The organism is Cryptocyanus atlanticus LEGE 06306 (genome assembly GCF_056633155.1).
In genome coordinates, this window is record NZ_JBSJOZ010000011.1 from 84,219 (window position 1) to 100,884 (window position 16,666).

Genomic DNA, 16,666 nt, shown 5'->3' on the forward strand with positions numbered 1-16,666 from the left:
ATGGCCGTCGCCCCCACTTCCGGCAGCCCGCTGCGGCTTGGACAGCCCGGTGGGGCGAGCCGGCGGAGCAGCCTGGGGGGCACGGTGCGGGTACCGGGGGACAAATCGATCTCCCATCGAGCCCTGCTGATCGGCGCGATCGCGGAGGGGGAAACCTGCATCGAGGGTCTGCTGCCCGCCGAGGACCCGGTCAGCACGGCGGCCTGTCTGCGGGCCCTCGGGGTGGCGATCTCACCGATCCAGGCGGGTCAGCCGGTGACCGTGCAGGGGGTCGGACTGGATGGCTTCTTGGAGCCCGAGGACGTGCTGGAGTGCGGCAACTCCGGCACCACCATGCGGCTGATGCTCGGGCTGCTGGCGGGCCGCACCGGCCGGCACTTCGTCCTCAACGGCGATGCGTCCCTGCGACGCCGGCCCATGCGGCGCGTGGGTCAGCCCCTCGAGGCCATGGGAGCGCTGATCCGCGGCCGCGCCGGCGGAGACCTGGCCCCCCTGGCGATCGAGGGCGCGGCCCTGCATGGGGCGGTGCTGGGTACGCCGATCGCCTCCGCCCAGGTGAAATCGGCCATCCTGCTGGCCGGCCTGACCGCCCACGGAACCACCACGGTGATCGAACCGGCCCGCTCCCGCGACCACAGCGAGCGGATGCTGCGGGCCTTCGGCGCCGACCTGGAGATCGGCGGCGAGGCGGGGCGCCACGTGACCCTGCGCCCCGGCGGCGTGTTGCGGGGTCAGCCTGTGGTGGTACCGGGCGACATCAGCTCCGCCGCCTTCTGGCTCGTGGCGGGTGCGATCACCCCCGGAGCCGATCTGACGGTGCAGAACGTGGGGCTGAATCCCACCCGAACGGGCCTCCTTGAGGTGCTGGCCGCCATGGGAGCCCACATCGAGACGCTCCAGCCCCGGGAGGTGGCCGGCGAACCGGTGGGCGACCTGCGGGTGCGCCACGGCCCCCTGCAGGCCTTCGAGATCGGTGGGGATCTGGTTCCCCGCCTGGTGGATGAAATCCCGATCCTGGCCGTGGCCGCCTGCTGCGCCGAAGGAACCAGCCGGATCCGCGACGCGGCCGAGCTGCGGGTGAAGGAGACCGACCGGCTGGCGGTGATGGGTCGTCAGCTGGGCGCCATGGGTGCCCGCATCGAGGAGAGCGCCGATGGGCTGACCATCGAGGGAGGGGTGCCGCTGCGGGGCGCCGAGGTGGACAGCGAGACCGACCATCGCGTCGCCATGAGCCTGGCGGTGGCGGCCCAGGTGGCCAGCGGCGGCACGCTGCTGCACCGCAGCGAGGCGGCGGCGGTGTCCTACCCCGGGTTCTGGGATGAGCTCCAACGGCTGCAGCGCTGAGGGGGGGCTTCGGCCCCGGATCACCGGCGACGGGAGCTTCAGCCTCTACAGCGTCGGGATCGGCGAAGGCTTTCACCGCGCCGATGGCGCCCTCGGCGAAGCCCGCGGCACCTACGTGCGCCCCGCGGAGCTGCAGCATCATCCGGCCGGGCGGGAGCTCTGGGTGGTGGATGTGGGGGTCGGGCTGGGCACCAACAGCGCCGCGCTCCTGGAGGCGGCCTCGGAGCGGGGATTGCGGCTGCGCTGGTTCGGCCTGGAGAACGACCCCGAGCCGTTGCGCCTGGCCCTGGAGCACCCCCGGTTCCGTGGTCAGTGGGGGGCCGCGGGACTCGACCTGCTGATGCAGCTGCGGGACAGGGCGGTCTGGACGGGCCGTCACGGCTGCGGCCGGCTGCTGCCGGGGGATGCCAGGGCAACGATCCGGACCCTCTCGGAGCAGGCCGCCGGCCGCTGTGATCTGGTGCTGATGGATGCCTTCTCGCCCCAGCGCTGCCCCCAGCTCTGGAGCCTGGAATTTCTGGCGGCGCTGGCGGGTCTGCTCAGACCCGACGGGCGGCTGCTCACCTACTCCTCCGCGGCGGCGGTGCGGGGATCCCTGCAGCGGGCGGGTCTGCAGCTGGCATCGATCCACAGCGCTGGGGGTCGCCAGGGGTCCGGGATCTGGAGCGAAGGCACGGCGGCCAGTCCCTTCCCCCTCCCCACCTCCGCCTGGCTGCGCCCCCTGTCCGCCATGGAACGGGAGCATCTGGCCAGCCGGGCCGGCGAGCCCTATCGGGATCCGCTCGGCCACGCCGAACCGGCGGCGATCCTGGCGGCCCGTCGGCGTGCCCAGGCCTGCAGTGGGGCGGAACCGGCCGGCCGCTGGCGACGGCGCTGGGAGCTGGGAACGGGGGGAGCACCGATTCCGGCGGAAGGGTCCCGGTAGATTCCCGGCCAGATGCCGTCCGCCCATGCTCGCCGTTGCCATCCTGGCCGCCGGGAAGGGCACCCGGATGAAGAGCGACCGGCCCAAGGTGCTCCAGCCGCTGGCCGGAGCGACCCTGGTGGAGCGGGTGCTGGGCAGTTGCCGGCAACTGGTCCCCGACCGGCAGCTCTTGATCGTCGGGCACCAGGCCGAGCGGGTCACGGCCGCCCTGGCGGGGGTGGAGGCCCTGGAGATCGTGCTGCAGGAACCGCAGAACGGTACGGGCCATGCGGTGCAGCAGCTTCTGGGTCCCCTGGCCGGCTTCGAAGGCCAGCTGCTGGTGCTCAACGGCGATGTGCCCCTGCTGCGGCCCACCACCCTCGAGGCCCTGCTGGCCAGCCATCTCGCCAGCGGCGCCGCCGTGAGCCTGCTCAGTGCCCGCCTCGCCAACCCCAGCGGCTACGGCCGGGTGGTGGCCGAGGCGAACGGAACGGTCGAGGCGATCGTGGAGGACCGGGACTGCAGCGATGAGCAGCGCCGGATCAATCTGATCAATGCCGGCATCTACTGCTTCGACTGGGGAAAACTGGCGGCCGTGCTGCCCCACCTGGCCCGGAACAACGCCCAGGGGGAGCTCTACCTCACCGACACGGTGGCCCTGATGAGTCCCGCGCTCCACCTGGAAGTGGCGGACGCCGATGAGATCAACGGCATCAACGACCGCATCCAGCTGGCCCAGTGCGAGGGCGTGCTGCAGGAACGGCTGCGGCGCCACTGGATGGCGGAGGGAGTCAGCTTCGTCGACCCCGCCAGCTGCACCCTCAGCGATTCCACCACGTTCGGCCGTGATGTGGTGGTGGAGCCCCAGTGTCACTTCCGTGGCACCACCAGCATCGGCGCCGGCTGCCGCATCGGCCCCGGCTGCCTGATCGAGGACAGCCAGCTGGCGGAGGACGTCGAGGTGATCCATTCCGTGCTGCGGGGGGCGCGCGTGGCCCGGGGCTGCGTGGTCGGCCCCTTCACCCAGCTGCGACAAGGCGCGGAACTCGGTCCCGGCTGCCGGGCCGGCAACTTCGTGGAGATCAAGAACAGTCGGCTGGCCGAGGGCTCCAAGGCGAACCACCTCAGTTACATCGGTGACGCTGATCTGGGCGCGGGCGTGAATGTGGGCGCGGGCACGATCACCGCCAACTACGACGGCGTGTGCAAACACCGCACCGTGATCGGCGCCGGCTGCAGGACCGGCGCCAACTCCGTGCTGGTGGCTCCGATCGTGCTGGGAGCCGGGGTCACGGTGGGGGCGGGCTCCACCCTCACCCATGACGTGCCCGCCGGAGCCCTGGCCATCGGCCGGGCCCGCCAGCAGGTGAAGGAGAACTGGAGGGAACCGCGCTAGCTGAGCTCCGGGTCCGCCAGGGGCAGTCCCAGCTGGCCCTGCCAGTCGGTCAGGGGCCGCTGCCAGCCCTCCTCCAGTTTCTGGGCGATCAGGCAGGGCGAGCGCAGGCCCAGTTCGAAGCCGCGCGCCAGGGACCTCAGCAGCGGTTCAAGCGGTTCATCCTCCTGCAGAGCCTTGAGGATTCCCCCGAAGATCAGCATCGCCGCCAGGGGGGATCGGTTCTGGGCCAGGTTGAAGGCCTGCAGACCGAGCTCACCGGCGCCATCGGTGCCGAAGCCCGTGAGCACATGCACGATGTCGTGGGTTTCGCGCAAGCGGTGCACCACGAACTGCTCGGGCGAGCTGATCGCACGGGCATCGATCAGGCTCTCGGGGCTGAGGCCCTGGCTGCGCAGCTGCTGGGCGTAGACCTGGCCCAGGCTGCCGGGCGGCAGCAACTCGAGGGCATCGAGATCGATCGCTGGCGGCCGCCAGCCCTGCCTCACCAGCTCAGCCAGGGCCGGATCCGCCAGCAGGTGGCGGAACATCTGGGCCGAGAGCGGGCTGTTCTGCAAGCCCCGGGCCACCGCAAACACGCTGTCGAGGCTGTCCGGGTTCTGCAGGAACTGGGCCAGCCCGGCCACCATCCGCAGCGACTGCAGACGTTGCTTGAGATTCAGGAGCACGGCGGCGGACCAGCAGGGTTGTTAGAGCATGAAGGCGTCCAGCAGCGGCAGCAAGCGCTCCAGGGCAAGGCCGCGGCTGCCCTTGAGCAGCACCACATCGCCGCGCTCAAGCCAGCGGCGCAGGGGCTCGGCCGCCAGTTCGGGGGTCTCCACCAGGGCAAGTCGCTCCAGGGCCGCCGCGGCGCTGGCCATGGCGCTGCCCTCGGCGGGTCCCACCACCAGCACGAGGCCGTCGAGGCCCAGCTCCGCCGCCCGCTGCGCCACCTGGCGATGCAGCTCCACGCTCTGCTCACCGAGCTCCAGCATGGTGCCCAACACGGCGTAGCGGTGGCCGGCGGGCTCTGCGGCAAGCAGCTCCAGGGCCGCCAGCACCGCCTCCGGCGAGGCGTTGTAGGTCTCGTCGAGCACCGTGAAACCCCCCAGGCTGAGCCGGCGGCTGCGCCCACCCGGCACTTCCGCCGTGAGCTGGCGCAAGCGGGCCGGATCGACCCCGAGCTCCCGGGCCACGGCTAGGGCCAACAGCAGATTGCGGGCATTGTGGCGGCCCGCCAGGGGGAGGCGAACCCGCTCAGAACCCCAGGTCCCCTTCAGCTCCAGCTCGGCACCGGCAGCGGCGGAGCCCCCGGGTCCCAGTCGGCCGAGCAGATCCGGAGCCGGCAGGTGCCGATCGCGTTGAGGGGTGGAACCCGGATCGGGGTCTCCCTCAAGGCCGACGCGGACCACCCGTCCTGCCCAGACCCTGGCGACCGCCGCCTCGAGCAGCGAATCCCCCGCTGGGATGACCAGCAGGCCACCGGGGCGGAGCGCGGAGGTGATCTCGCACTTGGCGGTGGCGATCGCCTCCCGGCTGCCGAGCCGGCCGATGTGGGCGGTGCCGATGTTGGTGATCACGGTCACATCCGGCTCGGCGCAGCGGGAGAGCCGTTCGATTTCGCCGAGACCCCGCATGCCCATCTCCAGCACCACCGCCCGGTGTTCAGCCGTGGCCTTCAGCACGGTCAGCGGCACCCCCACATCGTTGTTCTCATTGCCGGTGCTGGCCAGCACCGGCCCGAGGGGAGTGAGGGCGGAGCGAATCAGCTCCCGGGTCGTGGTCTTGCCGGCCGAGCCGGTCACGGCGACGACCGGGACCCGCAGCCGCCGGCGCCAGGCCAGGGCCAGCTGTTGGTAGGCCTCGAGGGAATCGCCCACCAGCCAGAGGGGGCGGCCCGTGGCCCGGGAAAGGGAGGCGGCCTCCTCCGGGCCGAGGCGATCCCGCTGGGCCAGGGCCGCCAGAGCGTTCTTCCGCAGGGCCCCGTCGAGATAGCCGTGCCCGTCGAAGCGCTCCCCCACCAGGGGAACGAACAGGCAGCCGGGCTGGAGGCGCCGGGTGTCGGTGCAGACGGACGCCAACGGCATCCCGGGATCGATGGGATCCGCGGCGATCGGATCCCCCCACAGCTCGACCAGATCGCCCAGACGCATCCGCTCAGCTCACTTCCGATGGTTCGAGCACTATCATCCCGCCCCCCACCCGGGCACTCCGGCCGAGGCTGCGGCCCCGGCGGTCGACCAGACGCAAGCGCTCGAAGCCGGCCGCCGCCGCCAGGGAGCGCCACAACTCCGCCTGTTGGAGGCGCTGGGGGTGGGGCAGGGCGGCGAAGCCGTCGGCCAGGGTGAGCTCCAGGAGGGCGGCGGCGGGCAGGGGTCGGGCCGCCGCCACGAGGCCCGGAGGCCCTGCCGAGCGCAGCTGCTGCAGGAGGGGATCGGGCGGAGGGTCCGGCGGGGGGGGCGGCTCCGGCGGGGCCTCAGGGGCGGGCTCCAGGGTGAGGTCGGGCTCCGGCGGGAGAGCCGGCTCCAGCTCGAGAGACGGCTCCGGAACGGGATCCGACGGCTGGAGGTGAACCGGCCGGGCCCCAGGCTCCGAGACCGGCCCGGAACCTGGGCGGGCATCGACACCGACTCCGCCGCGACTGGAGCCGGGGAACCACCCCCGGGGGGGAGCCAGCAGCAGCACCACCACCAGCAGCCCCAGCAGCACGGCCACCAGCGGCCAGAACAGCCCACCGATGGAGCGGGGCCAGAAGGGGGGCAACGGAGGATCGCCCTGGCGCTGCCGTCTCCCCAGCTCCCAAAGCCCCAGCCGCAGGCTGGCGGCCACGGCCCGCAGATCCCGGAGCAACAGGCGCCAGGGACTCTGGTACGGAGCGGGCAGGCCCGAACCGCCCTCGCGGCGATCGGGGGCGCTCCGCTCAGCCACCGCCACAGACCATGTTCAGCCGTTACCCCGGCGCAGCAGCTTCGTGATCGGGTTGCGGGACAGGGCCGACGGGGCGCCGGCCGGTTCGAGCGCCCGGCTCGGATCCGCATCCTGACCCAGGGAGAACTGCTCCACTGCCGCGGGCGATGGGGTGGGTTCCTTCACCCCGCGCACCTCCCGGTACATGGCGTCGTAGGCGAAGGCCGAACGACTCCAGCTGTGGTCCGCCGCCATGGCGCGACGCTGCAGCTCCCTCCAGCTGTCGGTGTGGCGGTAGGCCTCCCAGGAGCGCACGATCGCGGTGTAGAAATCGATCGGCTCGTAGCGATCGAAGCAGAAGCCCGTGCCGCTGCGCTCGGCCGGCACGTGCGGCGGCACCGTGTCCACCAGCCCACCCACCTTCCGCACCACCGGGATGCAGCCGTAGCGCATCGCCAGCATCTGGCTGATGCCGCACGGCTCGAACCGGCTGGGCATCAGGAAGGCATCGGCCCCGGCATAGATCAGCCGGGCCAGGGCATCGTCGTAGGTGAGGAAGACGGCGAAGCGGCCGGGGTGATGGGCCGCCATCTGCCACAGCCCCGATTCGTAGCTGCGATCACCCGTGCCCAGCACGATGATCTGGCTGTCGGTGTAGGCCAGCACCCGGTCGGCCACCTGCAGCAGCAGATCCACCCCCTTCTGGTCCACCAGACGGCTGACCATGCCCATCACGTAGGTGCCGGGACGGACCTGCAGCCCCATCCGCTCCTGCAGGGCCCGCTTGCTGTGCGCCCGGGGTGCCAGATCCTCGGCGGTGAACCGTTCCGGCAGGGTGGTGTCGGTGGCCGGGTTCCACTCCTCGGTGTCGATGCCGTTGAGGATGCCTCGCAGCTTTCCGGAGATGAAGTTCAGCAGTCCGTCGAGGCGCTCGCCGTAGTCGGGGGTGAGGATCTCCCGGGCGTAGGTGGGGGACACCGCGTTGACGCGATCGGCATAGAGCAGGGCCGCCGCCATGGTGTGATCCCCCTGCATGTACCAGGGAACCCAGGTCATGCGATCCAGCTTCCAGCGCCAGGGCCCCTGATACCGAAGGTTGTGGATCGTGAAGACGGTGCTGATCTCCGGGTCCTGATGCATCCAGACCGGGATCATGCCCGTGTGCCAGTCATGGCAATGGAGCACTTCGGGCTTCCAGTGGTTCCAGGCGAATTCAGCGGTGGCGTTGGCGAAGAAGGTGAAGCGCCAGTCTTCGTCTTCCCCGCCGTAGATGCGCTCCGGATCGAAGACGGGATGACCCACGAGATAGATGGTCAGTCCGTTGCTCGGGTGGCGGGTCTCGTAGATGGCGAAGGGGGTGCCCATCGCTGTGCCGCGCCAGATCGGCTCGGGGGGAATCGCCAGGCGACTCCAGAGCCGTCCGTACCCCGGCAGCATGATGCGTACGTCATGGCCCAGGGCGGCCAGTGCCGGGGGAAGGGACCCCACCACATCGCCCATGCCGCCGACCTTGACCATCGGGGCGCACTCGGCGGCGGCGAACAGCACGCGCATGGGGAGAAGCCTCGAAGGGCCGAACTCTACGGGGATCGCCCACGGCACCGACCGGAGGCCCGGAGCCCGGCTCAGGGAAGAACGGTGACTTCGGTGCCCATCTCGACGAGCTCGAACAGGTCCCGCACGTGTTCATCGAACAGCCGGACGCAACCATGGGAGACGGCCTGACCGACACTCTCCCGGACGGGCGTGCCATGGAACCCGGAGCTGACGCAGCCGGTGACCTCGAGATGCTCCTGACCATTGAAGCCTCGGCGACCGGCGCAATCTCGGTGGAAGCCGATCCAGCGGCTGCCGAGCGGATTGTGCGGTCCCGGCGGAAACAGGCGGCCGCTCACCGGGTGCTTCCAGGTGGGATCGGGGGTCATCTCGATCACCGAAAACCGTCCGAGCGGGGTCTCCCAGCCCGGCATGCCCACGGCCACGGGGAAGCGGCGCAGTTCGCGGCCATCCTCGAGCACGCGGAGCTGGCGCCGGCCCCGATGGAGCACCAGGGAGCGCTGCGGCGCAGGGGCCGGATCGGGCGGGAGCTCAGTGGCGCCGCCAGCGGCCGTCAGGATCGGCAGGATGACCAGCAGGCTGGCGAAGGGGAGCGTGAGGCGGCGAGGCACGGGGGCTGGGAGGGTCGGCGCTGGGGACCGTCAAGCTAGCGAGCACGGTGGCGGCGGGCCTGGGCAGGGCCGGAAGCTCCCCCTCAGGGCAGCCAGGGGGAGCCGGAGAAATCCGGGTCCCGCTTCTCCAGGAACGCATCGCGCCCCTCCTGCCCCTCGGCGGTCCGGTAGAAGAGGTGGGTGGCCTGGCCCGCCAGCTCCTGGATCCCGGCCAGACCATCGGTTTCGGCGTTGAAGGCGGCCTTGAGGCAGCGGATCGCCGTGGGGCTGTGGCGCAGCACCTCCCGGGCCCAGCGCACCCCTTCCGCCTCCAGTGCCTCCACCGGCACCACCGCATTGACCAGGCCCATGGCCAGGGCCGCCTCGGCTCCGTACTGACGGCAGAGGAACCAGATCTCCCGGGCCTTGCGCTGACCCACCAGCCGCGCCAGATAGCCCGCTCCGAAGCCCCCGTCGAAGCTGCCCACCCGGGGGCCCGTCTGGCCGAACACCGCGTTCTCCGCCGCCAGGCTGAGGTCGCAGAGCAGATGCAGCACCTGGCCGCCGCCGATGGCGTAGCCCGCCACCAGGGCGATCACGACCTTCGGCAGGGAGCGGATCTGGCGCTGCAGATCCAGCACGTTGAGGCGGGGCAGACCGTCCTCGTCGAGGTAACCGCCATCGCCCCGCACGCTCTGATCCCCCCCCGCGCAGAAGGCGAAGCCGCCGTCGGCGGCGGGACCCACTCCGGTGAACAGCACCACGCCCACCCGGGGGTTGTCGCGCACGCGGCTGAAGGCGTCATGGAGTTCCACCACCGTGCGGGGGCGGAACGCGTTGCGCTTGGCGGGGCGATCGATGGCGATGCGGGCGATGCCCTCCTCGCAGAGATCGAAGCGGATGTCCTCGTAGCGGGCCGCGGCGGTCCAGCTCACCAGCTCCGGGCCGGGCAGCACGGGCCCGGAGCGGGATCGGTCCGGCGTGGGATCGGCGCCCATCAGGCCTGCGGCGGCGGTGCGGCCATTCTGCGGCGCAGCTGCTCCCGCAGCCGGGCATCGGCGCGACGGTCGGTGCGGACCTCCAGCAGGGCCACGGGCCGGCTCAGGGCCCAGGCCAGAGCCGCCTCGAGATCCTGCAGACGCTCCAGCCGTCGGGCCTCCACCCCGTGGACGGCCGCCAGGGCGGTGTGATCCAGACGCTGGGGCATGGCGAACAGGCGCTCGAAGTCCATGGCTCCCCCGCCCGGGCTCTCCTCCTGGCGGATGGGCAACTGCTCGAAGATGCCGCCGCCGCCGTTGTCGATCAGGATCACCGTGAGCCGGGCGGTGAGCTGGCGATGCCAGAGCCAGCCGTTGGCGTCATGGAGCAACGCCAGGTCGCCGGTGACCAGCACCACCCGGCCCAGGGATTCGGCCAGCCCGGCGGCCATCGAGAGGGTGCCGTCGATCCCCGAGGCGCCCCGAAAGCCGAACAACGGCCGGGGCGGCCCGGCGGGATCGGTGAAGGTTTCCCAGTCGCGCACTGGACTGCTGCTGGCCAGCAGGACCGGCAGCTGCTCCGGCAGCAGCCGGGCGAGGGCGCGGGCCAGCGCCGGTTCGCTGGGCGCCCCACACCGCCCGATCTCCAGGTGCCCATCGAGTCCGGCCTGGCTGCGGGCTTCCGCCGCCCGCCAACGCTGCCCCAGGGAGCGGGCGTCTTCGGCCGGCGAGCCGGCCTGCCAGAGCGTGGCCGGCAACGCGTCGCACCAGCGGGCCAGTCCAGACCCCTCCCGGGCGACGGCGGTGCCGAGCGGGTCCTGATTGCGCGGATCCGCCTCGGTGATCAGGACCTGATGCCCCCCCAGGGCCTGCAGCCAGCGCTGCAGCCGGCGGCTGGCCGGGAGCGGTCCCAGCCGCAGCAGCTGGGCCGCCGCCAGCTGGGGCGGTGGTGCCTCCAGGATCAGGTCGTAGGCGCCGATCAGATCCAGATCCGGCTGACCGCGGAGGCAGGAGAGGCCATCGGCGAGCACGGGCCAGCCGCTGCGGCGCTGCCAGCGCCGCAACGCCCGCCGGTGGGCCGGCAGATCCCGGGGGTCGCCGCGCCAGGGACCGGCCACGATCAGCCCGGGCCGATCCGGATCGAGCCCGAGCAGCGCTGGCGCTCCCCCCGAGGGCCCCGATGGGGGGGGAGGCGGGCCTGGCGGGGGTGGCGGCAGCTCCGCCTCACCGGGGGGCCAGCGGGCGGCCAGGGCGATCAGGGCCCCAGCGCTGCCATGGAGGGGTTCCTCGAAGGGGAGATTCAGATGGACGGGTCCGGCCGGCGGTCCCGCCGCCGCCCGCCAGGCCCGCCGGGCGAGGGCCAGCAGCACCGAGGCCTCCATCCCCCCGAGGCCCCCGGGGTCTCCCTGGCCGAACCAACGGCAGCAGCAGGCCAGGAAGTCCTCCTGGTTCACGGTCTGGTTGGCGCCGCAGTTCTTGAGCCGGGCCGGCCGATCGGCGGTGAGCAGCAGCAGTGGGATGGCACCGCGGTCGGCCTCCACCACCGCCGGCAGCAGATTCGCCACCGCCGTGCCGGAGGTGGTGATCACCGCCGCCGCCCGCCCGTCCCCGCGGGCCATGCCGAGGGCGAAGAAGCCGGCCGAGCGCTCATCGATCGCCGTGTGGAGCGACAGGCCCCGGCGGCAGAGCAATCCGGCCGCAATCGCCAGGGGGCCGGAGCGGCTGCCCGGACAGAGAACCAGCCGGCGCAGCCCCTGCTGGGCCAGGCCATCGAGCAGGGCCAGGGCCGCCACCAGGTTGGCTCCGTCCTCGGCCAGCGCCTGTCCCATCCGACCCGTGGCAGTGGAGATGGATCATGGCTAAGTCCAGAGTCCGCACCGCGGCATGACGGCTCCCGCCTCTCCCAACCGCTCCGACCTCGCCCGTCAGGTGGTGGCGCTGTTGTTGTGGCTGGCCCTGGCCCTGCTGCTGCGCTGGCTGGTCATCGAGCCCCGCTGGATTCCCTCGGGTTCCATGCTGCCGACCCTGCAGCTGCAGGACCGGATCCTGGTGGAGAAGATCCGCCCGCGGCTGGGCCGGCCCCTGCCGGTGGGCACCATCGTCGTGTTCCATCCCCCGGAGGCCCTCCTCCAGGCCGGCTATGACCCGGACGCCGCCCTGATCAAGCGGGTGGTGGGGGTGCCCGGTGATGTGATCGAGGTGGCCGATGGGGCCTTGCGCCGCAACGGCCTGGCCGTGAGCGAACCCTGGCGCCGGGACCCGATCGCCTACCGCCTGCCCCCCGTCACCGTGCCGGAGGGGCAGCTTCTGGTGATGGGGGACAACCGCAACGCCAGCCTCGATTCCCACCTGTGGGGTCCGTTGCCAGAGGACCGTCTGATCGGCACGGCGGTGTTCCGCTACTGGCCGCCGGGCCAGTTTGGACCGATCCGGTTCTCCTCACCCCCGGAGAGAGGCAGCACCGAAGACGTGGGTTAAGGTGCATCCCTAAGACGCGGATCATCCCGGAGGGACATGTTCAACCCGGAGTTCCTGACCACCGACAGCGAATCGATCGGCGGCAACTCGTTGATTCAATACCTCCAGGACCAGTCCCCAGATGTGCTGCAGCGGGTGGCCCGCTCGGCCAGCGGTGATATTCAGGACATCATCCGACACAATGTTCAGGGCCTGCTGGGAATGTTGCCCGGCGAACAGTTTGAAGTGAAGATTCAGGCCAGCCGAGACAATCTCGCCGGCCTGCTGGCCTCCGCGATGATGACCGGCTATTTCCTGCGCCAGATGGAACAGCGCATGGAGCTCGAAACCACCCTGTTCGGCGAGGGTGGCGAGGAGGCCGACCCCGGCGAACTGAAGCTCTGAGCCTCAGACCTCGCCGGCAGGTCCCTCTTCCCTGCCCGGGTGAGCCGGCACCAGCCCCCGGTGCAGCAGGGTGTCATCCAGGTCGGCCAGAAACCGCCAGGATCCCTCCGACGGGGCCCACGCCCGCCGCTCCAGCTCGTTGGCCAGGCGCTCCAGATCACCCCCCTCGCAGGGAACCGGAGCGCTGTAGTGGGCGGGGATGACCCAGGCGAGGGTGTCGAGCTCGGCCAGCTGTCGGATCCAGCCCAGCAGCACCCCCCGGGATCGGGGGAACACGAGCCGCTCCAGCACCGGAGCGATCTGCAGCTTCGGATGGCCGTTCGAGAGCAGCGCCTCGAAGGCGACCTCCCAGCCCGAAAGCCAGCGGAACGGATAGACCCCGAAATAGGCCTCGGCCCGCCGGACTCCCGCCCGGCAGGACAGGGCCAGCGCCTCACCCCAGGGGAGGACCCGCAACCCTTCGGGCCGGAAGTAGGTCGCGAACAGCACCAACCGCCACCAGCCGCGGCGGCGGCGCTCCGCCGTGTCCTCCAGGGGCTCGGCGCCGGTCTCCCGGGCATGGAAGAGGAGCGGTCTGGGATCGGCGTCGAACAGGGGCGGCGGCTCCGCCGTGATCGCCACGAGCGCATCGGTCACCAGCAGGGCGCCACTGCGGCGGTGGAACAGGGCCACCTCCAGGAAGGTGCCCACCCCCAGGGAGAGGGGGCCAAGGGGATGCCAGGACAGTTCCTCGCCATGGGGAACGCCGTCCTCCAGCAGCACCCGGGTGCGCCCGGCCGGAAAGCCCAGCCAGGCCAGGGGGAGCCGCAGCGGGAAACTCCACTGGTGGGGGCTGACCCAGACCTGGGCGGTGGGGAAGGCCCGGGCCATGGCCGGGACCGGCAGCTTGTGCTCCAGGCCGGAGCTGGTGGGGAGCACGATCGTGAGCACCGGGCCGTGGGAGCGCTCGAGCTGACGGAGTTCCCGGATCAGCTCGGCGGTGGGGGCCACCGGGGCATAGAGCAGCAGGCCCTCACTCAGGCGCAGCACCGTCATGCGGATCGGCACGGCCACGTAGAGAATCCCCTGCAGCTGCTCGAAACTCCAGAGCAAACCAGGGATCAGCTCCCGCACCAGGGTGCGCCGCCGGCCGTAGGGATACAGCGGCAGCAAGGGCCACCAGGGCCAGCCCTGGTCGGAGGGAGCCGGGGCCGGCCTGCTCACCGGCGCTGCTGGGCCACCAGGCCATGGCGGGGCGCGAACAGGAAGCTGAGCAGGAACAGCCCGGTCTGCACGAGCACGATGCAGCCGGCGCTGGAGGCGTCCATCCAGTAGCTCCAGTAGATGCCCAGCAGGCTGGAGAGCATGGCGGAGGCCATCGCGATCCAGGTCATCCGGTCGAACCGGTCGGTGAGCAGGTAGGCCGTGGCCCCCGGCGTGACCAGCATGGCCACCACCAGGATGATGCCCACCGTCTGCAGACCGGCCACCGCCGCCAGGGAGAGCACCGTGAGGAGCAGGTAGTGCAGGGCTCCGGTGTGAAGACCGATCGAGCGCGCGTGGGTGGGATCGAAGCAGAACAGAATCAGATCGCGCCGGAACAGGAGCAGCAGCACCAGCACCGCCGCACTGATCAGCGACGTCTGGAGGATGTCGGAATCACTGATGCCCAGCACGTTGCCGAAGAGGATGTGGGTGAGATCGATCGAACTCCGCACCTTCGAGACCAGCACGAGGCCGAAGGCGAAGAATCCGGTGAACACCAGACCGATCACGGTGTCCTCCTTGATCCGGGTCATCTGCTTGACATAGCCGATCACGGCCACCGATCCCACCCCGAACACGAAGGCTCCGACGGCGAAGGGCAGGTTGAACGCATAGGCGATCACCACCCCCGGCATCACGGCGTGGGACACTGCGTCCCCCATCAGGGCCCAGCCCTTGAGGGTCATGAAGCAGGAGAGGAGACCGCAGACGGCGGCCACCAGGGCACTGACCAGCAGGGCCCGCACCATGAAATCGTGGCGGAGCGGTTCAAGCAGCCAGCCGGAGAGCTCGCTCATGGTTCGCCGCTGACCAGGCGCTGGGGGGCGCCGAAGGTACGGGCCAGATTCTCCTCGGTGAACACCTCGGTGGTGTCGCCATAGGCCAGCACGGTCTTGTTGATCAGCACCACCTGATCGCAGAACCCGCGCACATGGGAGAGGTCGTGGGTGGAGATCAGCAGGCTGCGACCCTCCTGCCGGAACTGCTCGAACAGATCGATCATCAGCCGCTCGGTGCGGATGTCGACGCCGGCAAAGGGCTCATCCAGCAGCAGCACCGAGGCTCCCTGGGCGAGGGCACGCGCCAGGAAGGCCCGCTTGCGCTGCCCACCGGAGAGTTCACCGATCTGGCGGCGACGCAGCGACCAGAGCTCCACCCGCTCCAGGCTCTGGCGCACCGCCGCATGGTCGGCGGGGCCGGGGATCCGCAGCAGATTCATGCCGCCGTAGCGGCCCATCATCACCACATTTCCGACGTTGACGGGGAAATTCCAGTCGACACTCTCCATCTGGGGCACGTAGGCCACCGCCTGGCGGCGCCGGGCCTGCCGCAGCGGCAGGCCATCAATGGCGATGCTGCCGCTGGAGGGCCGCACAAAGCCCATCAGGGCCTTGAACAACGTGGATTTGCCGGCCCCGTTCATGCCCACCAGTCCGCAGATGCTGCCGGCATTCACCTGAAGTGAGACATCGTGGAGGGCGACCGTGCCGTGGTAATCGACGCAGAGATGGCGCACCCGGATGCGTTCGGCGGGCGCAGCGGTGACGACGACGGCAACCGGGGACGGCAGGGACGGCATCGGCTCAGGTCCCCTGCAGGCCGTTCACCAGCGTGCGCAGATTGTGGCGCTGCAGGTCCAGCAGAGTGGGCGCCGGGCCGCTGGGCGCGGACAGGGAGTCCACGTAGAAGACGCCCCCGAAGCGGGCCCCGCTCTCCTTGGCCACCTGGCGCTGGGGTTCGGCACTCACCGTGCTTTCACAGAACACGGCCGGCACCTCGCGCTGACGCACCAGATCAATCAGCCGGGCCATCCGCTGCGGGGTCACCTGGGATTCGGCATTCACCGGCCAGAGGTAGGCCTCCTGGAGGCCGTAGTCACGGGCTAGATAGGAGAACGCTCCCTCACAGGTGGCCAGCACGCGCTGGGGGGGGGGGATGGCCTCGAGGCCCCGCCGCAGTTCGCGGTCGAGGGTTCGAAGCCGGGCGCGATAGGCCTCGGCGTTGCGCCGGTAGTCGTCCGCATGGTCGGGATCGAGCTGGCTGAAGGCGATCCGCATGTTCTCCACGTAGGTTTCGGCCAGGCGAGGGGACATCCAGGCGTGGGGGTTGGGCTGTCCCCGATAGGCATCCTCGGCGATCGGCAGGGGGGCGATGCCTTCGGTGAGGGTGACCCGGCGGCCTGGCGGCAGGCGGGAGGTGAAGCGCTGGGCCCAGCGCTCAAGGCCGAAGCCGTTCTCCAGCAGGAGATCCGCGCCGCTGGAGCGCTCCAGATCGCTGGGGGTGGGCTCGTAGCCATGGATCTCGGCCCCGAGTCTGGTGATCGATTCCACCCGCAGGTGCTCACCGGCCACCTGGCGGGCCATGTCGGCCAGCACGGTGAAGGTGGTGAGCACGAGGGGGCGGTCGTCCTCACCCGCCCCGGTGGCTGTCGCGTCCAGGGACGGAGGCATCCGGCAGCCGCCGAGGCTGATCAGGCCGGGGACCAGCAGCCCCAGCAGCAGGGGGCCGAGGCTCAGGAGGGGACGCCGCGTCCCCGGGGGGCGGGACGGTGATGGTGGCGGTGGCCGAAAGCCCGATGAGGCCATGCCCGCTGCACCTCCCTGGGGAGCTGAATCTAGGAGCCCGCAGGCCTGGCAGCGGTGCCGGAGTCCGATGGGAGCCGAGCAAAAAGCCCCCACCCTGGGGTGGGGGCCGGTGTGGCGGAGGGTCCCGGCCGGGGAGCCCGGGGGCCGGGCCGGCGATCAGCCGATCGAGGGGGCCAGGAGGGCCACCGGACGGGCTCCACTGGAGGCCAGATCGAGCGGGAAGTTGTGGGCGTTGCGCTCGTGCATCACCTCGAAGCCCAGGTTGGCGCGGTTGAGCACGTCGGCCCAGGTGTTCACCACGCGGCCCTGGCCGTCAAGGATCG

General features: G+C 71.2%; 16 protein-coding genes and 1 pseudogene. 5 read left to right on the forward strand and 12 right to left on the reverse strand.

Going from position 1 to position 16,666, the window contains the following annotated elements; translation table 11 throughout:
* From aroA to glmU, 3 genes are read left to right on the forward strand one after another with little or no spacing between them, the layout of a single operon-like run.
* Complete coding sequence (gene aroA, locus ACWJI7_RS11600) at nucleotides 1-1,344, forward strand: 3-phosphoshikimate 1-carboxyvinyltransferase (protein WP_479938118.1); 1,344 nt, start codon at nucleotides 1-3, stop codon at nucleotides 1,342-1,344.
* Nucleotides 1,319-2,269 (forward strand): MnmC family methyltransferase, encoded by a 951-nt coding sequence (locus tag ACWJI7_RS11605; RefSeq protein ID WP_479938119.1) that lies wholly within the window; start codon nucleotides 1,319-1,321, stop codon nucleotides 2,267-2,269. Before aroA ends, ACWJI7_RS11605 begins: the two co-directional genes overlap by 26 nt.
* A gap of 25 nt (nucleotides 2,270-2,294) precedes the next feature.
* Nucleotides 2,295-3,644, forward strand: coding sequence for a bifunctional UDP-N-acetylglucosamine diphosphorylase/glucosamine-1-phosphate N-acetyltransferase GlmU (gene glmU, locus ACWJI7_RS11610; RefSeq protein ID WP_479938120.1), 1,350 nt, complete (start codon nucleotides 2,295-2,297; stop codon nucleotides 3,642-3,644).
* On the opposite strand, the gene ACWJI7_RS11615 is transcribed toward glmU, so the two are convergent.
* The 7 genes from ACWJI7_RS11615 to menD form a co-directional block, all read right to left on the reverse strand.
* Complete coding sequence (locus tag ACWJI7_RS11615) at nucleotides 3,641-4,309, reverse strand: Coq4 family protein (RefSeq protein WP_479938121.1); 669 nt, start codon at nucleotides 4,307-4,309, stop codon at nucleotides 3,641-3,643. The two genes, glmU and ACWJI7_RS11615, sit on opposite strands and share 4 nt — an antisense overlap.
* A gap of 21 nt (nucleotides 4,310-4,330) precedes the next feature.
* Nucleotides 4,331-5,773 (reverse strand): UDP-N-acetylmuramoyl-tripeptide--D-alanyl-D-alanine ligase, encoded by a 1,443-nt coding sequence (locus ACWJI7_RS11620; protein ID WP_479938122.1) that lies wholly within the window; start codon nucleotides 5,771-5,773, stop codon nucleotides 4,331-4,333.
* Between the two features lie 4 nt (nucleotides 5,774-5,777).
* On the reverse strand, nucleotides 5,778-6,548 hold the full coding sequence (locus tag ACWJI7_RS11625) for a hypothetical protein (protein WP_479938123.1): 771 nt from the start codon (nucleotides 6,546-6,548) through the stop codon (nucleotides 5,778-5,780).
* 15 nt (nucleotides 6,549-6,563) lie between these two features.
* Complete coding sequence (gene glgA, locus ACWJI7_RS11630; RefSeq protein ID WP_479938124.1) at nucleotides 6,564-8,081, reverse strand: glycogen synthase GlgA; 1,518 nt, start codon at nucleotides 8,079-8,081, stop codon at nucleotides 6,564-6,566.
* A gap of 71 nt (nucleotides 8,082-8,152) precedes the next feature.
* The gene (locus ACWJI7_RS11635; protein WP_479938125.1) at nucleotides 8,153-8,695 is read right to left on the reverse strand and encodes a L,D-transpeptidase; all 543 of its coding nucleotides are present in this window, start codon (nucleotides 8,693-8,695) and stop codon (nucleotides 8,153-8,155) included.
* 83 nt (nucleotides 8,696-8,778) lie between these two features.
* Nucleotides 8,779-9,672: a 1,4-dihydroxy-2-naphthoyl-CoA synthase gene (menB, locus tag ACWJI7_RS11640; protein ID WP_479938126.1), complete on the reverse strand. Its 894-nt coding sequence runs from the start codon at nucleotides 9,670-9,672 to the stop codon at nucleotides 8,779-8,781.
* Nucleotides 9,672-11,480 (reverse strand): 2-succinyl-5-enolpyruvyl-6-hydroxy-3-cyclohexene-1-carboxylic-acid synthase, encoded by a 1,809-nt coding sequence (gene menD / locus ACWJI7_RS11645; protein WP_479938127.1) that lies wholly within the window; start codon nucleotides 11,478-11,480, stop codon nucleotides 9,672-9,674. The genes menB and menD overlap by 1 nt, the downstream gene beginning before the upstream one ends.
* A 55-nt stretch (nucleotides 11,481-11,535) precedes the next feature.
* On the opposite strand from menD, the gene lepB reads away from it, so the two are divergent.
* Both lepB and ACWJI7_RS11655 read left to right on the forward strand, forming a co-directional pair.
* Nucleotides 11,536-12,129, forward strand: a complete 594-nt coding sequence (gene lepB, locus ACWJI7_RS11650; protein WP_479938128.1) for a signal peptidase I — start codon at nucleotides 11,536-11,538, stop codon at nucleotides 12,127-12,129.
* Between the two features lie 36 nt (nucleotides 12,130-12,165).
* Nucleotides 12,166-12,513 (forward strand): DUF760 domain-containing protein, encoded by a 348-nt coding sequence (locus ACWJI7_RS11655; protein WP_479938129.1) that lies wholly within the window; start codon nucleotides 12,166-12,168, stop codon nucleotides 12,511-12,513.
* Between the two features lie 3 nt (nucleotides 12,514-12,516).
* Here the strand turns inward: ACWJI7_RS11655 and ACWJI7_RS11660 are convergent, their stop codons facing one another.
* The 5 genes and pseudogenes from ACWJI7_RS11660 to ACWJI7_RS11680 all read right to left on the reverse strand — a co-directional run.
* Complete coding sequence (locus ACWJI7_RS11660; RefSeq protein ID WP_479938130.1) at nucleotides 12,517-13,716, reverse strand: DUF4336 domain-containing protein; 1,200 nt, start codon at nucleotides 13,714-13,716, stop codon at nucleotides 12,517-12,519.
* Nucleotides 13,713-14,555 (reverse strand): metal ABC transporter permease, encoded by an 843-nt coding sequence (locus tag ACWJI7_RS11665; RefSeq protein ID WP_479938131.1) that lies wholly within the window; start codon nucleotides 14,553-14,555, stop codon nucleotides 13,713-13,715. The genes ACWJI7_RS11660 and ACWJI7_RS11665 overlap by 4 nt, the downstream gene beginning before the upstream one ends.
* Complete coding sequence (locus ACWJI7_RS11670) at nucleotides 14,552-15,337, reverse strand: metal ABC transporter ATP-binding protein (RefSeq protein WP_479938132.1); 786 nt, start codon at nucleotides 15,335-15,337, stop codon at nucleotides 14,552-14,554. The genes ACWJI7_RS11665 and ACWJI7_RS11670 overlap by 4 nt, the downstream gene beginning before the upstream one ends.
* A 4-nt stretch (nucleotides 15,338-15,341) precedes the next feature.
* Complete coding sequence (locus tag ACWJI7_RS11675; protein WP_479938139.1) at nucleotides 15,342-16,208, reverse strand: metal ABC transporter substrate-binding protein; 867 nt, start codon at nucleotides 16,206-16,208, stop codon at nucleotides 15,342-15,344.
* A gap of 291 nt (nucleotides 16,209-16,499) precedes the next feature.
* Nucleotides 16,500-16,666: pseudogene (locus tag ACWJI7_RS11680) on the reverse strand (photosystem II q(b) protein); the annotation flags it as partial.

Coding starts and splice junctions, on each gene's coding strand:
- ACWJI7_RS11665 (WP_479938131.1), bottom strand. CDS start 14,555: ATGAGCGAGCTCTCCGGCTGGCTGCTTGAACCGCTCCGCCACGATTTC.
- menB (WP_479938126.1), bottom strand. CDS start 9,672: ATGGGCGCCGATCCCACGCCGGACCGATCCCGCTCCGGGCCCGTGCTG.
- ACWJI7_RS11655 (WP_479938129.1), top strand. CDS start 12,166: ATGTTCAACCCGGAGTTCCTGACCACCGACAGCGAATCGATCGGCGGC.
- ACWJI7_RS11620 (WP_479938122.1), bottom strand. CDS start 5,773: ATGCGTCTGGGCGATCTGGTCGAGCTGTGGGGGGATCCGATCGCCGCG.
- ACWJI7_RS11670 (WP_479938132.1), bottom strand. CDS start 15,337: ATGCCGTCCCTGCCGTCCCCGGTTGCCGTCGTCGTCACCGCTGCGCCC.
- glmU (WP_479938120.1), top strand. CDS start 2,295: ATGCTCGCCGTTGCCATCCTGGCCGCCGGGAAGGGCACCCGGATGAAG.
- ACWJI7_RS11675 (WP_479938139.1), bottom strand. CDS start 16,208: ATGCCTCCGTCCCTGGACGCGACAGCCACCGGGGCGGGTGAGGACGAC.
- ACWJI7_RS11605 (WP_479938119.1), top strand. CDS start 1,319: ATGAGCTCCAACGGCTGCAGCGCTGAGGGGGGGCTTCGGCCCCGGATC.
- glgA (WP_479938124.1), bottom strand. CDS start 8,081: ATGCGCGTGCTGTTCGCCGCCGCCGAGTGCGCCCCGATGGTCAAGGTC.
- lepB (WP_479938128.1), top strand. CDS start 11,536: ATGACGGCTCCCGCCTCTCCCAACCGCTCCGACCTCGCCCGTCAGGTG.
- aroA (WP_479938118.1), top strand. CDS start 1: ATGGCCGTCGCCCCCACTTCCGGCAGCCCGCTGCGGCTTGGACAGCCC.
- menD (WP_479938127.1), bottom strand. CDS start 11,480: ATGGGACAGGCGCTGGCCGAGGACGGAGCCAACCTGGTGGCGGCCCTG.